The sequence below is a fragment of the Nostoc sp. NZL genome (genome assembly GCF_015714705.1).
Taxonomy (GTDB): domain Bacteria; phylum Cyanobacteriota; class Cyanobacteriia; order Cyanobacteriales; family Nostocaceae; genus Nostoc; species Nostoc foliaceum_A.
Genome location: NZ_WBKL01000028.1, coordinates 50,343 through 69,581, shown reverse-complemented (window position 1 = coordinate 69,581; position 19,239 = coordinate 50,343). Strand labels below are relative to the sequence as shown.

The 19,239-nt window shown below is 42.6% G+C and carries 19 protein-coding genes and 1 pseudogene; 11 read left to right on the top strand and 9 right to left on the bottom strand.

Annotated features, from left to right (window positions below):
• Positions 1–142: 142 nt before the first annotated feature.
• Both dnaK and grpE read right to left on the bottom strand, forming a co-directional pair.
• Positions 143–2,101 carry a molecular chaperone DnaK gene (dnaK, locus tag F8R90_RS03525; protein WP_190899396.1) on the bottom strand — a complete coding sequence of 653 codons (1,959 nt, stop codon included), beginning with the start codon at positions 2,099–2,101 and terminating at the stop codon, positions 143–145.
• Between the two features lie 227 nt (positions 2,102–2,328).
• Positions 2,329–3,069 (bottom strand): nucleotide exchange factor GrpE, encoded by a 741-nt coding sequence (gene grpE / locus F8R90_RS03520; RefSeq protein WP_196509580.1) that lies wholly within the window; start codon positions 3,067–3,069, stop codon positions 2,329–2,331.
• A 375-nt stretch (positions 3,070–3,444) separates the two neighbouring features.
• Here grpE and F8R90_RS03515 point away from each other — a divergent pair, with 375 nt between their 5' ends.
• The 4 genes from F8R90_RS03515 to F8R90_RS03500 all read left to right on the top strand — a co-directional run bounded on the left by F8R90_RS03515 (position 3,445) and on the right by F8R90_RS03500 (position 8,651).
• Positions 3,445–5,451: a GspE/PulE family protein gene (locus F8R90_RS03515; RefSeq protein WP_196509579.1), complete on the top strand. Its 2,007-nt coding sequence runs from the start codon at positions 3,445–3,447 to the stop codon at positions 5,449–5,451.
• 68 nt (positions 5,452–5,519) lie between these two features.
• Positions 5,520–6,650, top strand: coding sequence for a type IV pilus twitching motility protein PilT (locus tag F8R90_RS03510; protein WP_196509578.1), 1,131 nt, complete (start codon positions 5,520–5,522; stop codon positions 6,648–6,650).
• A gap of 82 nt (positions 6,651–6,732) precedes the next feature.
• A complete protein-coding gene (locus F8R90_RS03505) occupies positions 6,733–7,956 on the top strand; it encodes a type II secretion system F family protein (RefSeq protein WP_196509577.1) in 1,224 nt (407 codons plus the stop codon).
• Between the two features lie 134 nt (positions 7,957–8,090).
• Positions 8,091–8,651: a hypothetical protein gene (locus tag F8R90_RS03500; RefSeq protein ID WP_196509576.1), complete on the top strand. Its 561-nt coding sequence runs from the start codon at positions 8,091–8,093 to the stop codon at positions 8,649–8,651.
• Between the two features lie 126 nt (positions 8,652–8,777).
• On the opposite strand, the gene bioU is transcribed toward F8R90_RS03500, so the two are convergent.
• From bioU to F8R90_RS03485, 3 genes are all read right to left on the bottom strand, one after another.
• Entirely contained in the window at positions 8,778–9,782 is a 1,005-nt protein-coding gene (bioU, locus tag F8R90_RS03495) for a (S)-8-amino-7-oxononanoate synthase BioU (RefSeq protein WP_190899386.1), read from the bottom strand.
• A gap of 300 nt (positions 9,783–10,082) precedes the next feature.
• Entirely contained in the window at positions 10,083–10,580 is a 498-nt protein-coding gene (locus tag F8R90_RS03490; RefSeq protein WP_196509575.1) for a DUF3368 domain-containing protein, read from the bottom strand.
• Entirely contained in the window at positions 10,577–10,822 is a 246-nt protein-coding gene (locus F8R90_RS03485; RefSeq protein WP_094348425.1) for a UPF0175 family protein, read from the bottom strand. Before F8R90_RS03485 ends, F8R90_RS03490 begins: the two co-directional genes overlap by 4 nt.
• Before the next feature lie 163 nt (positions 10,823–10,985).
• Between F8R90_RS03485 and F8R90_RS03480 the strand changes: the two genes are divergently transcribed.
• The 6 genes from F8R90_RS03480 to F8R90_RS03455 all read left to right on the top strand — a co-directional run bounded on the left by F8R90_RS03480 (position 10,986) and on the right by F8R90_RS03455 (position 14,488).
• Positions 10,986–11,567: a hypothetical protein gene (locus F8R90_RS03480; protein WP_196509574.1), complete on the top strand. Its 582-nt coding sequence runs from the start codon at positions 10,986–10,988 to the stop codon at positions 11,565–11,567.
• A 56-nt stretch (positions 11,568–11,623) separates the two neighbouring features.
• Positions 11,624–11,839 carry a DUF4926 domain-containing protein gene (locus tag F8R90_RS03475; protein WP_196509573.1) on the top strand — a complete coding sequence of 72 codons (216 nt, stop codon included), beginning with the start codon at positions 11,624–11,626 and terminating at the stop codon, positions 11,837–11,839.
• Between the two features lie 294 nt (positions 11,840–12,133).
• Complete coding sequence (locus F8R90_RS03470; RefSeq protein WP_196509572.1) at positions 12,134–12,895, top strand: hypothetical protein; 762 nt, start codon at positions 12,134–12,136, stop codon at positions 12,893–12,895.
• Positions 12,896–13,391: 496 nt separating this feature from the next.
• Positions 13,392–13,601 carry a DUF2997 domain-containing protein gene (locus tag F8R90_RS03465; RefSeq protein ID WP_012406943.1) on the top strand — a complete coding sequence of 70 codons (210 nt, stop codon included), beginning with the start codon at positions 13,392–13,394 and terminating at the stop codon, positions 13,599–13,601.
• A 39-nt stretch (positions 13,602–13,640) separates the two neighbouring features.
• The gene (locus F8R90_RS03460) at positions 13,641–14,027 is read left to right on the top strand and encodes a DUF1257 domain-containing protein (RefSeq protein WP_196509571.1); all 387 of its coding nucleotides are present in this window, start codon (positions 13,641–13,643) and stop codon (positions 14,025–14,027) included.
• On the top strand, positions 14,027–14,488 hold the full coding sequence (locus tag F8R90_RS03455; RefSeq protein WP_196509570.1) for a ferredoxin: 462 nt from the start codon (positions 14,027–14,029) through the stop codon (positions 14,486–14,488). Before F8R90_RS03460 ends, F8R90_RS03455 begins: the two co-directional genes overlap by 1 nt.
• Positions 14,489–14,618: 130 nt before the next feature.
• Here F8R90_RS03455 and F8R90_RS03450 read toward each other — a convergent pair whose 3' ends face one another.
• The 3 genes from F8R90_RS03450 to F8R90_RS03440 all read right to left on the bottom strand — a co-directional run bounded on the left by F8R90_RS03450 (position 14,619) and on the right by F8R90_RS03440 (position 17,655).
• Positions 14,619–14,903, bottom strand: a complete 285-nt coding sequence (locus F8R90_RS03450) for a YiaA/YiaB family inner membrane protein (protein WP_190896852.1) — start codon at positions 14,901–14,903, stop codon at positions 14,619–14,621.
• Between the two features lie 269 nt (positions 14,904–15,172).
• Positions 15,173–16,819: a DUF4335 domain-containing protein gene (locus tag F8R90_RS03445; protein WP_196509569.1), complete on the bottom strand. Its 1,647-nt coding sequence runs from the start codon at positions 16,817–16,819 to the stop codon at positions 15,173–15,175.
• Positions 16,820–17,049: 230 nt separating this feature from the next.
• Positions 17,050–17,655 carry a DUF3038 domain-containing protein gene (locus F8R90_RS03440; RefSeq protein WP_012406938.1) on the bottom strand — a complete coding sequence of 202 codons (606 nt, stop codon included), beginning with the start codon at positions 17,653–17,655 and terminating at the stop codon, positions 17,050–17,052.
• A gap of 970 nt (positions 17,656–18,625) precedes the next feature.
• On the opposite strand from F8R90_RS03440, the gene F8R90_RS03435 reads away from it, so the two are divergent.
• Entirely contained in the window at positions 18,626–18,778 is a 153-nt protein-coding gene (locus F8R90_RS03435) for a hypothetical protein (RefSeq protein ID WP_196509568.1), read from the top strand.
• A gap of 260 nt (positions 18,779–19,038) precedes the next feature.
• Here the strand turns inward: F8R90_RS03435 and F8R90_RS03430 are convergent.
• Positions 19,039–19,158, bottom strand: a pseudogene (locus F8R90_RS03430) (IS5/IS1182 family transposase); the annotation flags it as partial.
• Positions 19,159–19,239 lie beyond the last annotated feature (81 nt).

Here is a 19,239-nt window from a genome sequence, read left to right as displayed (position 1 = left end):
ATTTTAGATAGATTAAATTCTTTTAACAAAAATCTGCAACTTTGGGGAGTGGGGAAGATGAAGGAGGTGGGGGAGCAGGGGAGACGGGGAAGAAATAACTAATGACTAATAAGCCCCATAACCCATACCCCATGTCCAATCCCTAATCTATCGCCTCATAATCAACCTGGGCAGTACTTTCTTCGTCGAAATCAAAGTTGAATTGTGGTATTAGTGTACCGTTCATTGGTGAGTCTACTTCTGGGGTAAAGTGACTACCTGAAGCCTCTTCAATCTCATCTGTTTGGCTGTTAGCTCGATTGTAGACATCAGCACCAATTGCAAACAGGGTTTGTTGGAAGTCGTCTAAGCGCTGCTTAAATTCTACTGTGGAGATGCTAGAGTCAATCATTGCAGCTTGGAGTTGTGAAACTTTCTCACTAGCCAAGGTTTTCATCTGGTCGCCGATAAAGTTGCTATTATCCTTGATGGTGGATTCGTAACTGAACAACAGATTATCTGCTTGGTTTTTGAGTTCAACCAGTTCTTTACGTCTTCTATCTTCTTCGGAAAACAGTTCGGCCTCTTGGCGCATCCGTTCGACTTCATTGGTACTCAAACCACCTGTATTGGTAATCCTGATACTCTGTTCTCGACCTGTACCTTTGTCTTGGGCAGAAACCTTCAGGATGCCGTTGACATCGATTTCAAAGGATACTTCGATTTGCGGCACACCACGGGGCGACGGGGGTATTCCTGCTAGCAAAAACTTGCCGAGACTCTTGTTATCTCGTGACATTGCCCGTTCACCTTGGAGGATGTGAATTTCTACTGAGGTTTGCCCATCAACTGCTGTGGAAAAAATTTGTGACCTACTTGTAGGAATTGTGGTGTTGCGTTCAATAATTTTGGTGAACACTTCACCCAAAGTTTCAATTCCCAAAGACAGAGGGGTAACATCCAATAGTAAGAGATTATCAACTTCGCCACCCAACACACCTGCTTGGATAGCTGCTCCCAATGCTACGGCTTCGTCAGGGTTGATAGAGCGATCAGGAGCTTTGCCGTTGAAAAACTTAATCAGCGCGTTTTGAACTGCGGGAATACGAGTAGAACCTCCTACCAAAATAATCCGATCTATAGCTTGTGGTTTGAGATCCGCATCTTTGAGCGCTTGGATCATTGGTTCGATGGTGCCTTCAATTAATTTCCCTGCCAGTTCTTCAAATTTAGAGCGGCTGAGTTCCATCTCCAGATGTTTTGGCCCGGTGTTATCAGCCGTGATAAACGGTAAGTTGATGGAGGTATTCACCATGCTGGAGAGTTCAATTTTTGCTTTTTCTGCTGCTTCCCGCAGGCGTTGCAGTGCCATCTTATCTTGGGAAAGGTCGATCTTTTCTTGCTGCTGGAAACGTTCCATCATCCAACGCACGATCGCATTATCAAAGTCGTCTCCACCCAAGTGGTTGTTACCACAAGTCGCCTTAACTTCAAAAACGCCATCCCCAAGTTGCAAGATCGATACGTCGAAGGTACCGCCTCCCAAGTCAAATACTAAAATTAGCTGCTCTTGGTCTTGCTTTTCCAATCCGAAAGCTAAAGCCGCAGCTGTTGGTTCATTGATGATTCGCAGGACTTCTAGTCCAGCAATCGTGCCAGCATCTTTAGTTGCTTGTCTTTGGGCATCTGTAAAATATGCTGGTACGGTGATCACTGCCTGAGTGACCTCCTCACCCAAAAAGTTTTCCGCATCCTGCTTGAGCTTTTGCAGGATCATGGCGGATAGTTCTTGTGGCGTGTAGTTTTTTGAGCGAATTTGGACATCAACGGTATCATCTCGACCTTTGACACAGTTGTAAGGGACGCGATCGCGTTCTATGTCAGTGTCATCCCAACGCCGCCCGATGAATCGTTTAATACTGTAAATTGTGTTTTCGGCATTGGTTACGGCTTGGCGCTTTGCCAATTGACCAACCAAGCGATCGCCACTCTTCCCAAATCCCACAATACTTGGAGTAGTTCGTCCACCTTCAGAATTGGAGATCACCAGTGGTTGACCGCCCTCCAAAACTGCGACGCAACTGTTAGTAGTGCCTAAGTCGATCCCAATAACTTTTCCCATACTTGCCAGTATTTTTACTGTTTCTTTCTGCTGTAATTATGTCGCGGACTAACTTTTTTGCTATGAACCAAGGCTAGCGGATAACGTCTGTGGAACCCCTGTTGCTGGTAGCAAAAGAGAAGTTAAGCACAGAGAGTTATCCAAAGCCTTGTCCAAGTTTTAGGTACGCGATGCTCGTCCTTGCTAGAACCCAGGCACTTTAGGTCAGTGAGGCGAGCGACTACAGCTTAACTGTTGGCTGAACTCGACTGATCTTCTGGTGCAGCAGGGGTATCTTCCTTAGGAGCAGCTACTTTGACCATTGCATGGCGTAGCACGCGTTCGCCCAAGAAGTATCCGCGCACTAACTCTTCTAACACTGTTCCTTCAGGATGTTCATCCGTAGGTTCGCGCATTACTGCTTCGTGCAGGTTGGGATCAAATTCTTGGCCTTCAGGACGCATTGGTGATACACCCAAGCGCTTCAGGCTATCTACTAATTGTTTGTAAACGCCTTGGTAACTTTTGTGCATGGTCATTTCGCCATCAGATTGAGGTTTGAGGTGCGATCGCGCCCGCTCAAAATTATCGACTACTGGCAGCAATTCCAGAATGGTATTCCGCTTGATTTGTGTCTCTAGCTCTTCTTTTTCTTTGCTAGTACGTTTCCGATAATTCTCAAAATCAGCGGCAATCCGCATATATTGCGTACTACGCTCTTCTAGTTGCGTTTTGAGAGACTCGATTTGTTGAGTCAGTTCTGCCAAAGCTGTCGTTTCCACTTCAGTTGCAGCGACACCATTTTCTTGATTGAGAGTAGTCGTATCTCCCGATACATTAGTTTGGGCTGCCACTTGCTCTGTAACCTCGCTACCAGATTCATTGAAATTAGTTTGGGCTGGGGAGTCACTCTTCATTGCTTGCTTTACCTCTGTTGGTTCACCCAATTGCTGGCTTGTATTGTTTATCTGTTTATTTTCATCCATCATTGTCTACTCATTCCAGATGCTTTTTATGGCAGTGTATCTCCACAGCTTGCAACCGTCGTCATCCACGACGTGCCACTGAGGCTGATTTTTTTGCCGATAAGTTCTTGGAAGTGATGTAACCGTCATCTTATTGTGACAAATGGTGAACACGTTAGCCCAGACTCCACTAAGGCGGGAACCCGAACGAGTAATTTGCAAGAGTAGCGCTGAATGTAACTCGCCCTCATCTTATTTGAAAATATCTTTAATTTTGAATTTTAAATTTTTAATTCGGAGCAAAGCGACGTGACTCAGGACTTTTTTAGGAAATGAGAATTCTGTCTCACAGCCTGGGAATACTTTAAGCAGAGGTTTCCCCAAATCAATTGCTCATTTATGACTTACTCGTCACCACAACGGCGCAGTACCGCTCTAACTACCAGAACAGAGTTTTCGCCCTTCGGCAACAAGCTAGTGCAATCTGGCTATGTCAATACCGAACAGATGAGGCAGGCACTAATTGAAAGCCGTAAATCTGGCAGACCCTTAACGGAAGTACTAGAGTCAATCACTGGGCAACAACTATCACCTGAGTTGCTCAGGCAATACAAAAAACAACAGCTATTTGAACTTAAAATACTATACGGTGTTGAATTCCTTGATCCGGAAGTCAATTCCTTTGGCAGCACGATGATGGGGAACCTGATTGAAACCCTCATCCCAGTGGATATCTGTCGTCGCCATCGTTTAGTACCACTATCGAAACACGAAGACCAAACCCCGCCCTCAGTTTTAGTGGCGATGGTTGCTCCAGATAATCTAGAGGCTTCCGATGACCTGAACCGCATCTTGCGCCCTCAAGGCTTGGCGTTGCAGCGCATGGTGATTACACAGGAAGACTACCAGCAGCTAATCAACCAATATCTGGATGAAATGGCTGTTCGGCAAAAGCACCTGGAACAAGAAAAGTTTACAGATATTAATCAGGATTTAGAAAACCTCGGAAATCTCGATATTTCTGATGCTCCTGAAGAAATGGAGGCTGATCTAGGGGCAGCGATGAAGGGTGCAGAGGATGCCCCAGTCATTAACCTAGTTAACAGAATCCTGGCTAAAGCCTTGCATGAGGGCGTTTCTGACATTCATATCGAACCGCAAGAAGAAAACTTACGCATTCGCTTTCGGAAAGATGGCGTACTGCGTGAAGCTTTTGATCCCCTACCGAAAAAAATTATCCCGGCAGTGACAGCCCGATTTAAAATCATCTCCAATCTAGACATTGCTGAACGCCGTCTACCCCAAGATGGACGTATCCGACGAATGTTTGAGGGACGTAAAGTAGACTTCCGGGTGAATACCTTACCCAGTCGTTACGGGGAAAAGGTGGTGCTGCGGATTTTGGATAACTCCTCCACCCAACTGGGATTAGATAAGTTAATTACCGATCCAGAGACTTTACATATTGTCCAGGATATGGTTAGCCGTCCCTTTGGGCTAATTTTGGTAACTGGGCCAACTGGTTCTGGGAAAACAACCTCGCTGTATTCTGCACTCTCAGAAAAGAATGATCCTGGAATTAATATCAGTACTGTAGAAGACCCAATTGAGTACAGTCTTCCAGGGATTACTCAAGTACAGGTGATTCGGGAAAAAGGGCTGGATTTTGCTACCGCTTTGCGGGCTTTCTTGCGACAAGATCCAGATGTGCTGCTGGTGGGTGAAACGCGGGATAAGGAAACGGCAAAAACAGCAATTGAAGCTGCCTTGACCGGTCACTTAGTATTAACTACCTTACATACCAATGATGCCCCAGGAGCGATCGCTCGTTTGGGAGAAATGGGGATTGAGCCTTTCATGGTTTCAAGTTCCCTAATTGGCGTTTTAGCTCAACGTTTGGTGCGGCGTGTATGTTCTGAATGCCGTGTTCCCTACACTCCCACAACTGAGGAACTGGCTCGTTATGGTCTATCAGCTTCCTCTGATGTGGGAGTCACCTTCTACAAAGCTAACACCTTGACATTAGATGCGATCGCCGAAGCCAAAACCAAAAATCAGCTTTGCTCAAAATGTAATGGCGTCGGCTACAAAGGGCGTTGTGGTGTTTATGAAGTCATGCGAGTCACCGAAAACCTGCAAACTCTCATTAACGAAGATGCACCCACGGAACGTATCAAGGAAGTGGCAATAGAAGAGGGCATGAAAACCTTGCTGGCTTACAGTTTGGACTTAGTGCGCCAAGGTTCCACCACTCTAGAAGAAGTAGAACGAGTGACGTTTACTGATACTGGTTTAGAAGCCGAGTTAAAAGCCAAACGCAAGACTGGTCTTACTTGCCGGACTTGCGAGGCCACATTGAAACAAGAATGGCTGGATTGTCCCTACTGTATGACATCTCGGTTTTAAGAGTAATAGTCATTGGTCAATGCTTAGTAACTTTAGCCAAATAACAAACATTAAGAGGAAGCAGAACTATGGAAATGATGATTGAAGACCTGATGGAACAGTTGATTGAAATGGGTGGCTCGGATATGCATTTATCCGCAGGTTTACCTCCTTACTTCCGCATCAGTGGCAAACTCACCCCCATAGGTGAGCATGTATTGACAGCTGATCAATGTCAAAGGCTGATTTTTAGTATGCTCAACAACACCCAGCGTAAAACTTTAGAGCAAAACTGGGAGTTGGATTGTTCTTATGGTGTTAAGGGTCTAGCTCGCTTCCGGGTCAATGTCTATAAAGAACGTGGTTCTTATGCTGCTTGCTTACGGGCATTAAGTTCTAAGATTCCTAACTTTGAAAAATTAGGTTTGCCAGATGTGGTGCGGGAAATGACAGATAAGCCCAGGGGATTAATCCTAGTAACAGGCCCTACAGGTTCCGGCAAGACAACTACCCTAGCGGCAATGATCGACTTGATTAACCGCACCAAGGCAGAGCATATTTTGACGGTGGAAGACCCGATTGAATTTGTCTATGAACCAATTAAAAGCTTGGTTCACCAACGGCAACTGGGTGAAGATACTAAGAGCTTTGCTAATGCTTTGAAAGCAGCTTTGCGGGAAGATCCAGACATTGTTTTGGTGGGAGAAATGCGCGATTTGGAAACAATTTCTTTGGCAATTTCCGCAGCCGAAACAGGACACTTGGTATTTGGTACTCTCCACACCAGTTCCGCGGCACAGACAGTTGACCGGATTATCGACGTTTTCCCCCATGAAAGACAAACCCAAGTGCGGGTGCAGTTGTCTAACTCGTTAGTGGCAGTATTTAGCCAAACTTTGGTGTCCAAGAAAAACCCTAAACCCGGTGAGTATGGTCGGGTGATGGCTCAAGAAATTCTGATTGTTACTCCTGCTATTTCTAACTTGATTCGAGAAGGCAAAACATCTCAAATTTACTCAGCTATTCAAACTGGCGGCAAATTGGGGATGCAAACTCTGGAGAAGGTTTTAGCCGATTTTTACAAAGCAGGAACAATTTCCTTTGAAGCGGCAATGTCTAAGACTTCTAAGCCAGATGAGATCCAACGCCTCATCGGCACTTCTACACCGCAAGCATCTGCCGCAGGTGCGAAACCCGGTGCGGCTGCCAGAGCGCATTAAAGGAATTGGGAATAGGAGAGATGGAGAGGGTGGAAAACCCTTGATTATTTTAAATTTTGAATTTTGAATTTTGAATTGATTTATGCCAACCTACGTTGCCCGTGTTCGGGATTCTCAAGGAAAATCCCGAACAGAAAAAATTACTGCTGAATCCTTGACGCAAGCTCGTACTAATCTCAGAGATCAAGGTTTTGTAGTTCAAGAACTCAAACAATTTCAAGGATTTCAGGCAAATTTTGACTTAAAAAAATTCCAGACTTCCTTAGTTAAGGTTTCTGTGAAAGACAAAGCCGTTTTTTCCCGTCAATTTGCCGTTTTGATGAATGCAGGAGTTGCGATCGTTAGAAGTCTGGGGGTACTTTCTGAACAGTGTAGTAATCCTAAACTGAAACAAGCTCTTGTGGACATTAGCAGTGATGTTCAAAGCGGAATGAATCTTTCAGAGTCAATGCGGAAGCATCCTGACTGCTTTGATGGGTTATATGTGAGTATGATTCAAGCAGGCGAAGTTGGTGGTGTTCTAGACGAAGTATTGAATCGTTTAGCCAAGTTGTTAGAAGATGTTGCCCGCTTACAAAACCAAATTAAATCAGCATTGTCTTATCCAGTGGTTGTGGGTTTTATAGCAGTTGCTATCTTCCTCGGTATGACCATTTTTCTTATTCCTATTTTTGCAAAGATTTTTACAGAAATTGGAACTGAATTACCAGCTTTAACGCAATTCTTGATGGATGCTAGCCAATTTTTGAGAAGTCCGAAGGTTTTCGTACTTATCGGTGTTCTTGTAGCACTGAAAGTTGCCTTTACACAATACGGTAAAACTCCTGTTGGTCGCATCACAATTGATCGTCTTTCCCTCAAGATGCCATTATTTGGTGACTTAATTCAAAAATCTTCGGTTGCCCGCTTTAGCAGGACTTTTGGTTCTTTGACTCGTTCAGGTGTACCAATTTTAACTTGCCTAGAAATTGTCCGAGATACATCAGGAAACCAAGTAATTGCCAATGCCATAGACGCAGCCCGCATGGAAATTCAACAAGGAGGTATGATTAGCATTGCTTTACAAAAAGATAGCGTTTTTCCGGCTATGGCAATTCAGATGATTAGTATCGGAGAAGAAACTGGAGAATTAGATGCAATGTTGATGAAAGTTGCCGATTTCTATGAAGATGAAGTCGAGCAAGCAGTAAAAGCAATGACCAGTATTTTGGAACCGGTGATGATTGTAGTTCTAGGGGGAATGGTTGGAACCATTTTGTTAGCGATGTATCTGCCAATGTTTGCGGTGTTTGAAAAGCTGGGATAGGGGATTAATAGTTAGGAGTTAGGAGTTATAAGTTAGAAGTTTAAACTCTCTATTTATCATCTTCATTCTTCACTCCTAACTTATAAATTTTATTTTTACCTCCTAACTCCTAACTCCTAACTATTTAATAAACTATGACTGTGCAAAAATCTCACTACGAAGCGAGTTTGGCAGAATACAGCAATCATCTAGCTGCGATCGCCTTACTAAAGCAATATCGGCCATACTTAGAGATGATTCCCAGTCTGCGGCGTCCAGATGAAAGTGTCATCACTATTCCCTTGCCCATTGTCCGTCTTCGCAACACTGCTACAACAGCCCCACAAACGATTTGCTTACCCTGTGATGTGGCAATTTTGATGTGCGATCCAGAGTGGAAAATCAAAACAGGAGCAGAAATTTTAGTCTTTATTCACCGTGCTCACGAAGACTTTTCTGATTTGTTAGGACGTTGGCGACAAACCCAAGTTTGCCTAGACAATGATTATGAGTGGTTGATGCCTCTGCGCCACAGTCATATTTTGAGTGAGGGAGCTAATACAATATATCCTCTGTTTGTCGTTTTTAACGATACTTTAGAACGCATCCAACAAGGACTTGTGGGAGCCGAACTTCCATTTATTATACAAACACCAGATTCGCTACTTGAGGAGAATTTGACAGATATTTTTTCTCCAGAACTGCCACCAGCTTAGAAAAACTTAGAAGTTAACACTCAGGAGTTAGGAGTTTAAAATCGCAAGTTTGGAGCATATTTAGAGACTCCAATTTTGCGATTTTATATTTTTAACTCCTAACTCTTAACTGCCAACTCCTAACTATTACCTAACAAATTGGGGCATAATTTCGGCAGCAGTGAATATTCCATAAATGCCGCGTTGGTGCAATTGTCTACCAGCTTTGAGATAGCCAAAAGCAGGGCCGCAGACATTGGCTGCCATACTGGTTTCATCTCCCAGAGTAAAGGTATGGGTGGAAATCTTACCTTCAAAGGTACGCCCTGTTACCTTAACGTTGGTGCTGAGGGGTTTTTTGGGATTGCGAGTATCGACTACACCACCAACAGTAACGCGATCGCGATCGCAAATTCCCGCTACCTCTAGCATCACATCATCAGCGTGTTCCATATTCGTCAAAGTAAGTACACCATTAGTTTTATCTAATAGCGCTTCTACTTCCGCATCAGTCATCGCCCTAGCAGTTTCCACTGTGTAACCAGGCATATGACCAATGTCTTCCCGAACGGTGGCGCGGTAAGCTTCCCAGTTAGCAATTCCTACCCCAAAGGTAATTTCGACTTGATGAATTTCGGCGTAGCTTTGGGCGGCTAAAGCGGCGGCGGCTGTTAACAATCCGGGTGTTGCACCACATCCTGTCATGTAGGTAATTCCGGCCGCTTGCAGTTCTTCTTTCATCGCCAGTAGTTGTTCTACAGCAGTGGTGCGCTTAATCGCATCCACTAGCACCCCACGCCAACCAGATTTAATAAACTCCTTGGCTACAGAGGGAATAAAGTCATTTGGCAAGTTGGGTAAAGCCAGAAAATACCCATCCACAGGTTGAGCTATTTCAATTACATCCTGAATACTTTGATTTGTTAACGTACCAACTGGTTCTAAATGACCTACCGAACCTTGGGATTGGTAGGTTGCAATGCATTCTTGAGTATTTAAACCTTCAGCAGCGTAAGCGTAACCTTTTTGATCTGCGGCTGCGACTAAAATCATTTCCTGTTTAGCAGCAAGTACCTTGGCGGCGGCTTGTCCGAGTCCGCCGAAACCTAGTACTCCTATGCGGATAGCTGGCGAAATATTTGCTGTACTCATAGTCAATTACTTAAGTTGAATCACAAGCCTTCAAACTTTACCATCTCAGCTTGTGGCTGATGGCTGACAGCTTTTAGCTATAAAGGTTAATTATGCTTCATTATCCTAGTTTCTTCCCCAACCAAATCAGTTTTTTCACCAGAAATTCTTGCTGAGTGATTTAGGCTTGAGCAAATTTTCACGCGAAATAGCATCAAAAATCCAAATATACCTTAAAGCGATGCCTACGGCTGGCTACGCCTACGCGTGATGGTAGTTATAAAAGCTATACCACCTTTGGTCTAGGCTAGATAGAGCATATTAAATAGTGTCATCTTCATCAACAAGCTGCAAAACCCTCTTGTCTAAAGGTTCAGCCACCCAGAATCCTGCTTGATTAATTAGAGCATCTAACAGAGGTTTCACGGCAGAAATTAGCCTTTGACTTTTAGCTTCAACCAATATCCCTAAAATTCCTGTGTAACTAAGATTTAGGCTAGCTGCAACCATGCGACCACGACGTTCATCAATCAATACTTGATCTGCTTTCATTTCCACTGCTAGAGCGATCGCTTCAGCTTCACCAATATCCAGTTCATTGCTGAGTGCTTCAACCAGTATACGATCTTGAACTGGACGAGTTTGAATCCAGATAAAAGTTTGTACTTCAGTTGCACCTGCAACTGGAAAGTTGGGATCAGTCAGTTCTCGGTAGACAGCTTCAGGAATTAGGACTGTTCCGTAAAGCTGTTGTAGTAAATGAAGATGGTTAATGGCGGCGAGGTTATTAATGGGCGAAGTATCACTGACAATGATCACAGTCTACCCATCGCCCGCAAGTTTTCTATATCTTGTTCAAAATCCTCCACGCCATAATGCACTGAAATTTGACGACTTGCGAGTAGATGCTGAAATGCTATACGGTTTATCCCTGCAAATCGGCTTGCTTGAGCAAGGGTTAACTTTTCTTTTTGAAAGAGCATCACTGCAATTTCCTGCTTCATTTCGCCTTCAGTCATCCGAGTTGCAGTTAATATTTCATTAGGAATGACGACGCTCATAATTATAATTCTCTCCTATCACTACTATTCTAAGCAGCTTCAAACTCTTTGTTGCTGATTTGGTATACAGCGAAATGCCACTAGTATTAATACTGTTACAACTTTGGTAATAATTATGCTCTAGTAGTAGAGTATCGTGTACCAGATTATGAGAAATTGATTTATGAATTTTGAAGATATTACCAATAAAGCCGTTGAAAAAGGTGTAGAAACTGCTGTAGAAAAAACTTTAGGCGTTAAAGACCTAAAGACAGTAAAAGCCGTTGTAGAGACAGGTGCGGCCGCAGGGGCTGCTGTCAGTGCTGCTACAGGGTTATCTGTTGCAGCAACTTCAGGGGCAGGAATCACTTCTGGTCTAGCTGCGGCAGGTGGTGTGGTTGGTGGTGGTATGGCGGCTGCTCCTGCTGTATTGGCAGCAGGCCCAGCTTATGCTGGAGCAAAAATAATGAATGAAACTTTGTTCAAAGACCAACCGGATTTGTCTGCGGAAGAACGTGAAGCTCGTGCAGCTGCAAGAACAGCTACAAATATTGGGGCTGCTGCTGGTGTAGCTGGTGCTGGTGCTGTAACAGTAGCTGCTGGTGCTTCTGGTGCTGCAATCATGAGTACCCTTGCAGGTATCGGTGGTGTTGTTGGGGGAGGTGCGATCGCTGGTACTGCGATAGTTGCTGCTGCACCTGTTGCTGCTGCGGCAGCTATTGGATACGGAATATACAAACTTTTTGGCGGCGGTAAGGGCAAATAGCGTTAAATCAGTTATCCAATGCAGTATTAAGCTGCATTGGAGCGAACTAATGAAGGTTGGCACTGACAATTAATCTGCCTGAATACAATTTATACCGTGGTCAAGTTGGGACAGTAATAGAATTATTAGCTGGTGGTGCTGCGTTTGAGGTTGAATTTAGCGATCGCAACGGCTGCACTTACGAATCTGTCGGTTTACGCCCAGAGCAAATTATGGTATTAGATTTTGAGCCAGCATCCCCAGATTCAGTTTCGGAAATGGTGACAGCATGAGTGGTTGTGCCAAAAGCAATGCTTGCATATACATATATAGAGTAAAGAGCGATGTCTAAGTTAAGTTACTTCTACACATATTACACGCATACCTAAAAGTGCGATCGCATTAAAAGTTATTGAAAAATTGAGTGCTTGTTGGCAAAATCTCGTAATAGGTGGGAGGAAGCATTTGCAACAATGGCGAAACAACACGACGATGCACTGCTCGATGATGCCGTAACTACAGACTTGAAGTAAAATTAAAAAGCTAAGGTGTTTCAATAGTAAGTGATGTAACTTAATAGTTTAGATATGCGATTCGATGAATTAGAAAAAGAACGTCAACGCAACCTAACTCTTGCTCAAGAAAAGTTTTCTAAACACATATCGGTTATCAAAAACTGTATTGATACACAGCATGAATATGTTGAATTATTTGTCGGTTTTCTTCAACATCGTCACCTGACGCAGCATGGTGATGCAGAAAAACCAATATTTTCAGCAGTGATAAAAAGTGAAATTGCTCTTTACTCAAGCCTAATACTAACTTTAGACGGTTTACACGGTTCAGGTTTAGCTTTACTACGATCAGTCTATGAAGCTTTAATGATTGCAAAGTTCGCTTCTCTACGAAAAAATGATAATCTCATATCGAAGTGGATAGCTGGAGAAACAATTTATTTTTCAAACGCAATTTTGAAGAAAATTGTTACACCAGAACTTAAAGAGTTAAAAATTCTTTGGGGAGCGTTGTGTAACGTATCCCATGCAAGTATTTATTCATATCAAGTCTTAACTAGGTTTGAAGATATAGAAAAAGAGATAGCAGCTAATCTTGCTATTTTGATAATGTTATTAGGTTGTAATTTTCACTTAATTAATAAGCACTATATTACTAGAGAAATGGCATATTTGGCAAAAGAATATCACAGTAAAGAAGGTGAGTTTCAACGTCGCCGAGATGCTGCAAAGATTGCTGTCCAAACAGCTACAATATTTATCTCTGATCAGGCTCGGCAAGTTATTAGAGAATATTCGAGGGTTTGGCAACTAGCTCCTTCTATAAGTTCATAAATCCAAAGGAGTGTTTTCATTTAATGATTAGTTGTGACCCAGAGGTTACTTGTTGCCGCGTACTCAAGAGGTATAAACAGCTAGTGCTCTTTCAGCATACCCGGCGCTGCATCTAACCTAAGTGAGAACCCTTGCTACAACAAGTCCAACCTAATGGTAATGATAAAATTTTTCAATAAATTTTATATTTTTGTGAATTGACCTGCTGGCTATACTACGTCTAATGCTTATTTTTAGGGCTTTTGCAGCTTATTTAGCAAGCTTAGTAGTTACCTTGACTAATTGGTAAGGTTAAGAGAGACTAACTAAAGACTGATGTGTCTGCTTATAAAATTAATAAGTTTTGTAAAGATTCTGAGATATATATGTTGAGAGATGGAACATTATTTAACAAATGGCAAGTTTGTATCTAAGTAAAAATGTTCCGATGGCTATATTTGTAGCCTTCTGCTAAGGCAGTAGAATTTAAGCGTACTTATCGTGGTTGGCCAAGAGCATGGAGACATTAGAGTTCATAATCTATCCAGACGGTCGGGTACAAGAAAAAGTCACTGGCATTGTGGGTGCTTCTTGCGCTGAGGTTACAGCAGCAATAGAGGCACAGCTGGGGCAAGTACTTAATCATGAGCCAACCTCAGAATATTTCGCCGCGAAGGTGCAGCAATCTAATGTGGCGAATACACACACCACTTACAGCGATTGGTAAGTTTTCACAGTAGTTTAGTGTAATTAATTCACAACCACCATGTCACACTTTAGCCAAATTAAGACTCAAATCCGTAACCTTGATTCTTTAAAAGATGCTCTGACTGAATTAGGCATAGACTGGAAACCCGGACCACGCGAAGTACGCGGCTATCGCGGTCAAACCCATCCTGCGGAAGTTAGTATTGAGCAGGAAAATGGCTACGACATCGGCTTTAGATGGAATGGCAAGGAATATGAACTGGTAGCTGATTTGCAATATTGGCAGCAAAACCTGTCTGTAGATGGATTTTTGCGCCAGGTAACACAGCGCTATGCTTATCAAACAGTTGTGAAAGAAACCGCTCGTGTTGGCTTTCAAGTCGCTGAACAACAAAAAAATGAAGATGGTTCAATTCGCCTAGTAGTACAGCGCTGGAGTGCGTAATGGCTGATTTTCTGCCGTCGCCGGAAGAACAAGAAGACAATCGTTCCGGTTTGGAACCAGAATTAGGGGGTTTTTTACGGGATGCCCCAGAACGTTCTGGTTTAGAACCGGAATTGGGCGGTATTCTGCGCCAAAATGGTGTTTATGTTGATGAAATCACCTGTATTGGTTGCAAGCACTGCGCTCATGTTGCACGTAACACCTTTTACATTGAACCAGATTACGGGCGATCGCGCGTGGTTCGGCAAGATGGGGACGCGGAAGAAATTATCCAAGAAGCAATTGACACTTGTCCAGTTGATTGCATTCACTGGGTTGATTACACTGAACTGAAGAAGTTAGAAGATGAGCGCAAATATCAGGTAATTCCTGTAGTGGGTTATCCGGTAGAACAGGCAGTTGCTGCTAGTGAACGTCGGCGTAAAAAGCAAAAGTTAAAGACAAAAAAATCCCGTTATTAAGATAAAAACGTTAAATTAATATAATAAAGGACTGGATATACCAGTCCTTTTGTTTTTGGTAATATAGTTAATTTCTAACAGCTTTTTGGTAAAGCCTTTTAATCTTAATCTAAAATTGGTATGACTGCCTTCATTTTAAATTTAGAGGATCGTGTTGTGAAAGCAATTTTTCTACTTTCGCCTCGTCTAATCTAGCAGTTAATCTTCTAGTTTCGTGCAAGTCTCTAGTAGTTTTTGCCAAAGTAAAAGTTGAGCCAACAGAAAAAGCTAAACCCATACCCATAAAGCCTTTTACCCAAGTATTCACAGGCAAATTTACAATACCAAAGGTGGTCATAGAAATAGAAATCACAAAAGCTGCCCAAGTTTGAATAACCCAAGCTGGACTGTCTTTTTGAGTACCAATCGTTTGCATATTTCCTACCTTTTATATGAGTTATTTATACCAATTCATAATTAATAGGCGTAAGATTTAATCTGGGTTTCCAGACTTGTAACAGTAGTTTTATTTTGGAGAATTGGTGTTAATAGTAATTGTATTGATTGGTAGGTTTACTGGTATCAATAGTAAGACCAGTTTGGTAACTGGACTCCAAAATACAACCTCAAGAGCAATTGAATTAAATAGAAACTGGCACAAGGTTTGTACCAGTTCTACAAGTGGCATTAAACGGATTAGTTTACTTATTCATCTGGAAACGTCTGTACCTTGCCATCAGGACTGAGAACAACTCGAATTCTGACGTTTTGTCCACGTGTATTGGCGGAAACAAAAGGTTGACCAACTTCAGGCATCCCAGCGGTATCAACGAATTCTCTTGCTGCCTTATTAAGGGGAAAAATTCGTTCAACTGTGCCGTCAACACTAACTATCAAACTGTACTCTAATGTTTGTCCTAGTCCAGTGGGTGGTTGCCAACGTTTTTTTAGGTATTCTCTAGCTTCTGCTATTTGGGGTGTATCAAATAAAGTGCCAGTAGCCACTTCTGTGGATGTAGGGGTTTTGCGTCCATCCCCTAATTGATCGATGAATGGATTATTATCCGCAGTTCTAGAGGAGGGAAGTTGTGAAGCAGGTTTCTCCCCAGGAGAAGGTGGCTGTAGAGAATTAATTCTTTCCTCTAGCTGTTGTGAGTTTAGTGGGGAAGGTTGGGTAGGGATATTGCTAGCACTATTATTGGGTATAGTGCCAATAGATGGAGGGACTGGTGAGATATTAGTTGGTAAGCTGCTTGTGCTAGAAGATAGTCTGGGTGGCAAATTCCGCAGTTGAGGGAGAGTACCAGCTTGGGGACTTGCTCCTGTAGGGTTCTGTCCCAGATTTGGTAGTATGGCTATTTCCTGTCCTGGGGTTTTGCTGGATGGTGCGTTAGCGTTCGCCGTTCGCGTAGCGTCTTGCAGAGAAGGCATCGCTCGATTAGTAGGAAGGGTTGAAGTCGTACCCTGCGGTATTGTCAGTGCATTATTTGGAAATAGAGGTGGCGGTGTAGAGAAACTGGAACTAGGGGCTGTTAGAGGTGCTTGGGGCAAACTGGATGTAGAAAGTGGAGGGGTAGAACCTAGTAAATTATCTGATGGAGTGGTAAATCCGGGTTCAGGCGTGGGAAAGTTTAGTGAGGGTGAAGGTTCTAAAGCAGTCTTTAGGGCTGCTGGATCTGCTGTTTTAGCTGTCTGCTGTTGCTTTTCCCTAATGTTGTTAGCATATTGCCAAGTAACTGGTAAAAAACCTACACCTAATACTAATACTGCGGCAATAGGGGCCCAAGCAGGGAACCTCAGAGTCGAACTCCTGCTATTGAGAGTTGGGAGTGCCATAACATCAGTTGAGTATTCATCTAAAGCACTTGCCAAATCAAATAGTTGCAGCAGACTGAGTTGAATTACGGGGCCAGATGAGTGGTTAGCAAGAGAACCGAGAAATAAATTATGAGTTAAATAGCTGCTTGGTTCTAGGTGGATATTTGCCCCAGAAATCTGGGTATTAAAGGAATTTAATGTTTTTGTTGAAGACTTTAATTCCGGCTCATCCAGTGCTGTGCTTGACTGCTGGGTACCGGAGAAGCTGACCCAAAAGCTTTCTGGAGACTGTTGGAGGAATTCTTGTACGTAGTTTGTAACTGCATCACATAAGGCTTCGAGTTGGTCGCGATCGCCTTGAATTGGGACTCTGTGTTCTTCCGGTAGTCGGGGATCATCAAAACGTAGCTCAAAGCTCAGGTGCTTGAGGACAGTTTTCCCCATCCAACGGGACAGAGGTGAGCTTTGGGCGAATACTTCTAGCGTGCAAGTAGGCGGTGTGTAGCAACGAATGACAGAATTTGATAGAGGCATGGCAGGAACTGCGAAGAAGACTATTTGGGATTTTGCAAAAAGTTGAGCCAGTTGCTTGCAAAGAAAAGTTGAAACGGCGGATTCCTCCACTCATAACTTTGTCAGGTTCCTTCCTTTATGCAAGGAGGAAGCAGTACTGATAGCGCATCGCCCAAAAGCTAACGACCATCAAAAAGGAATCCTTACCTAGCAAACTTTCCAAAGCGAATTTTGGTTGAGGAATTTCAAATCTAAAATTTTGTAGAACGATCTATAAGTGCTAGCCAGAGACGGCGATGCCCACCAGGAGCACTGTAAAAAAGTAAATCTACAAGCAGTTTTAGTGCCAGGTTGGTAAGTAAATCCGTTGAGATTTTCTCGTCCTCTTCCATCCGCTCTTGGTAGGTGTTGCAAAAAGCATCAATATAATCTCCAAGTAAAGCAGCCTGGTGAGGTTCCCGGTTATTTTCTGCCATTTGTTCCAACAGTCCGACAGCGCGGCGAATCAATTCCTGGTGCTGTTTGGCTAGGTAGCAGATGATCAGAACAAGCGATCGCGCTTCTTCGACATCTAGCTTTTTTCGCCCTCCTTGACCTTTGCGTAGGGGATTTGATTGGCGCAGTCGCCATAAAGCTACGCGGTCTGGCACTCTTGACTCTAAATTCAGATCAGTTGCCGCCGAAAGCATAGCCTCTGAACCAATCCCAGTTAAAGTTTCTAGCGCCAACAGCACCAAGTCTAATTGGGTTTTGATATTGTCCCATTGAACTGTGTTTGGGGCTGGAAGCTTGATTAAATCCTCCCACTGGGAATTTGGAGTGGCTGAGTTGGCGGCCGAGTGCATAACTTTTAGCATAGGTGATCAAGCTGATAGGGGATGTTGCTGTTACCCATTTTGAAACCAGACTCTCTAGCATCAAGCTTGGTTTCCCATAGCTATGAGCCTGAGGCTTCAGCTAGATTTTTTCTATGTGGTAAACAGCAGGTATCTTTGTCCTACTCTAGATGAAAATTTATTTTCGACAAAGTAGAAAATTATCAATTCTAGTTAAGGTTTACTCGACTTTCGCTGCTAGCTCCGTACAAGAGTATAAATAAACAATCTTAAGAATGCTAACCGCTAATTATCGCTAAGTAATTATGTAGAATACCTCCTAATTTATTTGCGGTTTTAAATTTTGAAATTTCTTGATGTTTATTATTTGGTCTTCATGTATACATAATTACTATACAAATCTTTTGCCTGTTGCTAAAGGTTCTTCTTGCTGCTGAACATTATCTCACCCCAATTTTGCTTGTGTGTAGCCTGTTATTTCAGGACAGACTGGGCAACATCAGGACGATTGATACCTCCAAAAAACTGATGACAAACTTAAAAATTTAATAAAGTCAGCGTTTGAAGATATTGGATAATTGATTTTGTCCAACTTAGTTGGTATTGCAGAACTAACCACAAACCACGCACATGAAAGAAATAACACAACAGGTTTATTATTTAAGTCTACTAAGGGCTTTGTTCCCGTCGGTGCAAGACAAATTTTATGACACTGTGTGTACCTCGCTTCACTTTTTTTCCTTTGCTACACCGAATTATTGAGCCGATACAAAACATCAATATCTTTTGCAGCTTTTATCAAGAAATTTAAGGTGACTAAAGGCTAGATTTTTCATGTTCCATAAGTGATAAAATTATTTTTTTTATTTCTAACTTTAGGATAATTTAATCTCTACAAAACAGTTTTAAAAATAAAACCATAGGTATTAAGCATATGTCTTTTTTGTAGATATATGTTTGATACCTGATTAAGTAAGTGAGGTCAATAATTATGTCAAACCAAGTCGTTAAATCTGATTTGCTTGAAGAGCTATCCAAAGATGAACAGCAGGTTGTAGCTGGTGGCTGGGGTCGAGGTGGCTGGGGTCGCCGTGGCTGGGGTCACCGTGGCTGGGGTCACCGTGGCTGGGGCGGCTGGCGCTAAGTCGGCAAAACTCATAGATTACGCAGGCTCTTAGTTTAAATTGGAAAATTTGTGGGGAAAGGAGAAAACTTACATAACTCACTCAAGATAAATCAAATTTTGGAGGAACTAAATTAACATAACAGAGATATGAAAGCTAAATGCTATATATAGCATTTAGCTTTCTACTACTTTCTGACTAAATAAATTGGTAGCAAACATGGTTTCAGTTATTGATTAATTACTGAAATTATTTAATCAATTTATTTTTTTGCTCCGATTTATAGGGCTAATTCGTGATTATAAATACCCGCAATCCAATTCGACCTTAAACCAAAACGTCGGTGACGATTTCGATATCTATAATCCAAAATTTTAAAGGTTTTTAGACGACGATTCACCTGTTCAACGCTGATTCTTAATCGATTGAGTTAATAAAGAAACTCGCAAACAGTAAATCTTGGTTGGTATTCTCTCTAAAG